Here is a 6,435-nt window from a genome sequence, read left to right on the forward strand (position 1 = left end):
GCAATGGGCTTTGCCTGGCTGGCGCTGCTCATCGGTCCGGAAAAGTCGTGGCAGTTCGGCGTCGTGCCGTTCATCGTCGGCGACCTGATCAAGGTGGCGCTCGCGGCAAGCCTGGTGCCGGCCGTCTGGACGCTGCTGAAGCGCGGCTGAAGCGCGCGATCGAAGAAACGGCCAGGGGCAATCAAGCCACTGGCCGGAGCGGCGTCACTGGCGGATTTCCGGTCTGATGTCCGCCAACCTCGATAGATTGTCGGTTATATCGCCCTAGACGCTGCGACATCTTCAGTAATGATCATTAAGTCGCTTTATTAGCCCAGGCTTTTCAATTTCCCGAACTGTTGATCTGAGAAATAGATGCTTGCTGGCGCGGCCGCGCTGTCGTAGCTCTTGGTCTTCGACTGTATCGAATCGCCGGGGGGCGAGACGTCCGATTCGTTGTTGTGAACGATCAGGTCAGATGCACTATCGCGCTGGTCTGTCGCCGATACGGCAGCTTCGGGGAAGGGGGGAAGACGTTGAATGTCGCAGCGTCGACTATTGTCGGAAGCCGGCACTTCCTGTTCAGGATTCGGTTTCAACTGCTTGGCGGACTGACATTCGCGATTTTTGCGCCGGCGATCATCCGGATTGTCTTCAATCCTGAATTCATCTATTCGGCCAATCTTCAGGTAACAGTAGCCGCTGCGGTCATCGCGCACCTTGTGGGCTTCTTGTCTTATCGCCGCATCGGAAATTTCCCGGGCGTGGCCGCGGCAAGTTACATCTTGCCGACATTTGCCCTGTCCTACGGGGCTGTTTTCCTGACCATCTTCTTTTTTCGGTTCGAGTACAGCCGGTTTCAGGCTGCCGCCAGTTTCACGCAGTCCACGCTCTGGTACTTCGGCCTGAGCCTGTTGACGCGGCGTCTCGATCCGTACCGGCTCGTGGTGATTCCCGGCGGAGATGTCGAGCGCCTCAAGACGTTACCGGGTGTGCATTGGTTTTGGATCAAGTCGACCAGTACGATAATCGAAAGAGCCAGCGGCGTGGTCGTTGATCTGCGTGCCGATCTTGGCGCGGAATGGGAACGATACATCGCGGATCGGGCCCTTTCGGGAACGCCCGTATACCACGTCAAGCAGGTCAGAGAGTCGCTGACCGGTCGGGTCGAGATCGAGCACCTGTCGGAAAACACGCTTGGTTCGCTCAATCCGAACCAGGCCTATCTCAAGATCAAGCAGGCGGTCGACTGGGTCTCGGCACTTGTCTTGATCATCGTTCTTTCCCCCGTTCTGGCGTTGATAGCGCTGCTGATCCGGCTGGATTCCGATGGTCCTGCGCTGTTTCGCCAGCAACGCATGGGCTACCGGGGCAAGATCTGCACGGTCTACAAGTTTCGCTCGATGCGCCAGCACTCTGGCGCCGGCAGCGACAAGGAAAGGGCGATCACCAGGCACGACGATGACCGCATCACCAGAGTCGGGCGTTTCCTGCGAAAATCCAGGATCGACGAACTGCCGCAGGTCATCAACATCCTGCGTGGCGAAATGAGTTGGATCGGACCGCGGCCGGAAGCTGTCGTGCTGTCGCAGTGGTACGAGGCTGAGCTGCCATTCTACCGCTACAGGCATATCGTCAGGCCGGGCATAAGTGGGTGGGCACAAGTAAATCAGGGGCATGTGGCTGCCGTCGATGACGTTATGGGAAAATTGCACTATGATTTCTATTACATAAAGAACTTTTCGCCTTGGCTGGACGTTTTGATAACTCTCAAGACGCTGAAAACGATGCTTACCGGCTTTGGTGCGAGATAACCAATGCGAAGCATGGCTCTGGAATAGCAAGCGCAGGAAGCAGATGGATCTCGCCTCCAGGAAAATAGCGATCATCGGGCTTGGCTATGTCGGCCTGCCGCTGGCGGTCGCCTTCGGCGCCGGCAGGGATGTCGTCGGTTTCGACATCGACCAGTCGAGGGTGGACGCGCTGAGGCGTGGCGACGACCATACGCTGGAAGCCAGCAGCGATGAGATCAGTGCTGCGTCGCGGCTGACATTCACCACCGACAAGGCCGCTCTGCGCGATTGCGGGATTTTCATCGTCACGGTTCCGACGCCGATCGACAGGGCCAACCGTCCGGATCTGAAACCGCTGATCATGGCATCGACTTTGGTCGGTGAGGTCATATCGCCAGGCGCGGTGGTGATCTTCGAATCGACGGTCTATCCCGGCTGCACGGAAGAGGTGTGCGCGCCGCTGATCGAGAAACATTCGGGCCTGCGCTACAATGAGGGGTTCTTCCTCGGCTACAGTCCCGAGCGCATCAATCCGGGCGACCGCGAGCATCGGTTGCAAACGATCGTCAAGGTCACCAGCGGCTCGACGCCGGAAGCGGCCGAAGGTATCGATGCGCTCTATGCCTCGATCGTGCCGGCAGGCACACACCGTACCTCGAGCATTGCGGTCGCCGAAGCGGCCAAGGTCATCGAGAACACTCAGCGCGACCTCAACATCGCGCTGATGAACGAGCTGTCGCTTATCTTCGGCAAGCTCGGCATCGACACGTCCGAAGTGCTGGAAGCCGCCGGCACCAAATGGAATTTCCTGCGCTTCACGCCTGGTCTCGTCGGCGGCCACTGCATCGGCGTCGATCCCTACTATCTCACCCACAAGGCCCAGGAACTCGGCTATCATCCGGAGGTGATTCTTGCTGGCCGCCGTATCAATGACGGCATGGGTCGGCACGCGGCGGATCAGACGGCCCGCCTGATGATGCGCAAGGGAATACCTGTCGTTGGCAGCCGGATTCTGGTGATGGGCGCGGCCTTCAAGGAAAATTGCCCGGACCTGAGGAATTCCAAGGTCGCCGATATCGTTGCCCAACTGAAGGAATACAACGCCGGCATCGACATATGGGACCCCTGGGTCGACGCGCAGGAATGCGCGCGTGCCTTCGGCGTGGCCAGCATGAAGGACATTCCCGACATGCGTTATGACGGCGTTATCGTGGCCGTCGGCCACAGGCAGTTCCGCGCGTTGGGCGTCGACGGCCTGATGGCGCTTTGCAAGACCCCGGGCGTCATCTACGACATCAAGGGTCTGTTCCCCAGGCATGTCACGGATGGGCGTTTCTGATGAAGGTTCTGGTCACCGGCGCGGCCGGCTTCATAGGATATCACGTAGCGAAGCGGCTGCTGGAGCGCGGTGACGAGGTCGTCGGCATCGACAACGTCAACGACTATTACGATCCGCAGATCAAGGAGGCGAGGCTGCGGCTTCTGAACGAGGCGAGCCGTAAGACCAATGCCGGCTATCATTTCATCCGCGGCAATCTCGCCGACAAGAGCGTGGTCGACGCCTGCTTTGCCGACCATGCATTCGACCGGGTGATCCATCTCGCCGCCCAGGCCGGGGTTCGCTACAGCCTGGAAAACCCGCATGCCTATGTCGAAAGCAACATCATCGCCTACACCAACGTGCTGGAGGCCTGCCGCAACAGCGCCGTCGCGCACCTGACCTATGCCAGCACGTCGAGTGTCTACGGCGCCAACACCGACATGCCGTTTTCCGAGCATCGTCCGGCCGACCATCCGCTGCAGTTCTACGCCGCGACCAAGCGCGCCAACGAGCTGATGGCGCACAGCTACAGCCATCTGTTCCGATTGCCGACGACCGGTCTTCGCTTCTTCACGGTGTATGGTCCCTGGGGGCGCCCGGACATGGCGCTGTTCCTGTTCACCAAAAACATCCTTGCCGGTGAGCCGATCAAGCTGTTCAACAACGGCAACCACACGCGCGACTTCACCTATGTCGATGACATCGCCGAAGGCGTGATCCGCGCCAGCGACAGCCCGGCCACGGGCAATGCCGCCTGGGACTCCAGCCGTCCGGATCCGGCCACAAGCAGCGCCCCCTGGCGCATCTTCAACATCGGCAACAACAACCCGGTGAAGCTGACCGCCTATGTCGAGGCGCTGGAAAACGCGCTGGGCCGCAAAGCCATCGTCGAACTCTTGCCGCTGCAGCCCGGCGACGTGCCCGATACCTTCGCCGACACCTCGGCGCTGGAGCAGGCGGTCGGCTACCGCCCGGCGACGACGGTGACCGAGGGCGTCGGGCGGTTCGTCGAGTGGTACAAGGCGTATTTTGCGCGGGGATAGGGTTCGGCGTTTCCCGGCTGATCCGCGCTGTTCCATGATCACTTAACCAGGAGCAGATGGAATCGATACGGCTCGCAAACAGGCAGTCTGCAATCCATTGCAGTCCCAGGCGCTACTGAGCGTCTGCATCCCCACGTTCAATCGGCGGGATCGCGTTGCGGCGCTGGTTCAGCAACTGTTGCGTACGGACTGTCCGTTGCAGATATGCGTCCATGTCGACGGTTCGACCGACGGAACGAACGAAGCGCTTGCGGAAATCGCGTCTCGCGATGCCAGTTTGGTGGTCACCACCGGCCCGAATGACGGCAGAGGCCGTGCGATGTTTTCGGCGATTGCTTCCGCCACTGGCGACTATTGCATGGTCTTCGATGATGACGACGATCTCTTCACCGATCGCTTGCCGGAGGTCTGTGAGCACCTCTCGCAGAGAGGTGTCGATCAGAAGATTGCGGGTTTTGTGTTCTCGATGGCTCTTGGCCACCCAGAGACCGCAGCAGAGCCGTTTCCGTCGGAACGGACAAACCTGATAAAGATGCGGGCCGACGAACGGGTGGTCGGCGACAAGAAGGAGGTCATCAAAACTCCTTTGCTTAAACGGGTTGCCGTGCCCCCAGCGGGGCGGTTCCGCCGCGTTCCAACATCTCTTCTCTGGTCCAGATTGGCGATCGAATACGACGTTATCTGTGTCAATGTCGAGATTGGACGAAAACGATATTTGCCGGAGGGGATGACGGCAAGGATTCGGCTTCTTCAGCGACAAAATGCATACCCGATGTTGTTGCTGAACTTGAACTACATCAAGGCGTTCTGGCTAGGACGATATCGGTCGGTTCGGTTCCTGGGCAAGGCGGTTCTTGCCTGTTTGAGCTTTGGTGTCTTGAGTTTCCCGTTCTTGCTCAAGAGGTCATTCGTGCGGGTGACTTCATGAAAGAAGCCAGCTTGTGGAAGTTGGTGGAAGCCATCGTAATACGAATTGTTCCTGGTCTTCTGAACATAGCGACGTTGCTGTACATCGGCAGCCATCTGGAGACTGGACAGTACGGTATTTTCAGCACGACGATTGCGACAGTTTCATTTATTTCGACACTTGTTTTTGGAGTCGCGACCTATTCGATAATGCCGATTTCCGCAAAAATGCATGCCGCGGGAATGGGTAGAGAGTACGTATCGTCCATTTTGACCGTGCTCGCAGTTGTGGCGTTGTTTGTCGTCCTGGCTGGACTGGCACTGACGTGGCTGGGATTTGGCAATGCCGTTGCCGCGACCATCATCGTTTCTTTCGGCTTGCACACCGCACTTCAAGAGATTTTGAGGTCACAACTGCGTTTGTGGGCGTACGGTTGGTCGGCGATTTGCCAGGCCGTCGCATACCAGGCAGGAGCCATAATCCTGCTTGTCGGCGATGCGAAAGTAGGCTCGGCTCTTGCAGCCTTTTCGCTCAGCTATTTCGTCGGAGCGCTGATTTCATTTGCCTTCCTGGGACCTATGAATCTGAGACGGCCTGGCTTTTCCTATCTTGCCGGGTCTCTGGTCACAGGCTGGGGATTTGTGTTGAGCAATCTGGCCGAGAGCGGCGTGTTTGTCGGCATTCGATACATTGTTTTGTTGCTTGGCTCCGAGACCCATCTCGGTGTCTTCTCGTTTTGCGTCGATCTTTCACAACGGTCCGTCGGCTTCTTCATGAATGCGGCCAGCTTCGTATTTGTGCCAAGGGCGTTTCTCAGTGCCGCAAATGGAAACGTCAGGCAGTTTCGGCGCGGACTGTTCGAGGGAGCGGCCATCGCACTCATTTTTGCGACCGTGGCCGCGGCCGGAATAGTTGGCCTGTTTTTCTCGGGCCATGCATCCGGATGGCTGGGGAAGTCTTTTGATCCTGTGGTGTTCGGGATCGTTTCTTGTGCTGTTCTGGTCAACAGGACGAAAAAAGTGATCATCGATCCGTTTGCGCTTCGGTCGAGCAAAGCGATGACGTTGACCTATTCCTACGCGATAGGGGCGTTGGCTTGCTGTTGTCTGGCGGCATTGGGCCTTTGGTGGCGGGTGCCTCTTGGCAGTGAAATGGCATTTTTGTTCGGATATGTCGTTGCCGCTGGCTGTTCCTTTTTCGCATTGAGGAATGTGATTGCAGATCAAGGGCCTGGTGCGAAACAGCGCACCGTTTTGATGGTCGGTCCGGATGCCAGAAATGAATGAGAAGAAAGCATTCTACGACGAGAAAAACAGGCGCATCGTCCATGTCGGCACGGTGGCTGATGACGACTATTGGGATTCTCACTGGGCCGAAGGGATTGTCTTGAGG

At 58.1% G+C, this 6,435-nt stretch carries 6 protein-coding genes; all 6 read left to right on the forward strand.

Annotated elements, in window-relative coordinates:
- The coding region (locus EN939_RS16620; RefSeq protein WP_206528298.1) for a biotin transporter BioY at positions 1-150 on the forward strand (150 nt) is incomplete at its 5' end.
- Positions 151-515: 365 nt separating this feature from the next.
- Positions 516-1,793 carry a sugar transferase gene (locus tag EN939_RS16625; protein ID WP_236382852.1) on the forward strand — a complete coding sequence of 426 codons (1,278 nt, stop codon included), beginning with the start codon at positions 516-518 and terminating at the stop codon, positions 1,791-1,793.
- A gap of 43 nt (positions 1,794-1,836) precedes the next feature.
- Complete coding sequence (locus EN939_RS16630) at positions 1,837-3,111, forward strand: nucleotide sugar dehydrogenase (RefSeq protein ID WP_127268852.1); 1,275 nt, start codon at positions 1,837-1,839, stop codon at positions 3,109-3,111.
- Positions 3,111-4,136 (forward strand): NAD-dependent epimerase, encoded by a 1,026-nt coding sequence (locus tag EN939_RS16635; RefSeq protein WP_127268854.1) that lies wholly within the window; start codon positions 3,111-3,113, stop codon positions 4,134-4,136. Before EN939_RS16630 ends, EN939_RS16635 begins: the two co-directional genes overlap by 1 nt.
- Positions 4,137-4,233: 97 nt before the next feature.
- A complete protein-coding gene (locus EN939_RS16640; RefSeq protein ID WP_164748852.1) occupies positions 4,234-5,064 on the forward strand; it encodes a glycosyltransferase family 2 protein in 831 nt (276 codons plus the stop codon).
- Positions 5,061-6,329 carry a hypothetical protein gene (locus tag EN939_RS16645; protein WP_127268857.1) on the forward strand — a complete coding sequence of 423 codons (1,269 nt, stop codon included), beginning with the start codon at positions 5,061-5,063 and terminating at the stop codon, positions 6,327-6,329. Before EN939_RS16640 ends, EN939_RS16645 begins: the two co-directional genes overlap by 4 nt.
- Positions 6,330-6,435: the final 106 nt, after the last annotated feature.

Origin of the sequence: Mesorhizobium sp. M7A.F.Ca.CA.002.05.1.1 (assembly GCF_003998335.1) — a bacterium.
Classification (GTDB): domain Bacteria; phylum Pseudomonadota; class Alphaproteobacteria; order Rhizobiales; family Rhizobiaceae; genus Mesorhizobium.

What these genes read in the sequence shown, in the direction of transcription:
- EN939_RS16630 (WP_127268852.1), top strand. Translation starts at nt 1,837, where the DNA reads ATGGATCTCGCCTCCAGGAAAATAGCGATCATCGGGCTTGGCTATGTC.
- EN939_RS16645 (WP_127268857.1), top strand. Translation starts at nt 5,061, where the DNA reads ATGAAAGAAGCCAGCTTGTGGAAGTTGGTGGAAGCCATCGTAATACGA.
- EN939_RS16635 (WP_127268854.1), top strand. Translation starts at nt 3,111, where the DNA reads ATGAAGGTTCTGGTCACCGGCGCGGCCGGCTTCATAGGATATCACGTA.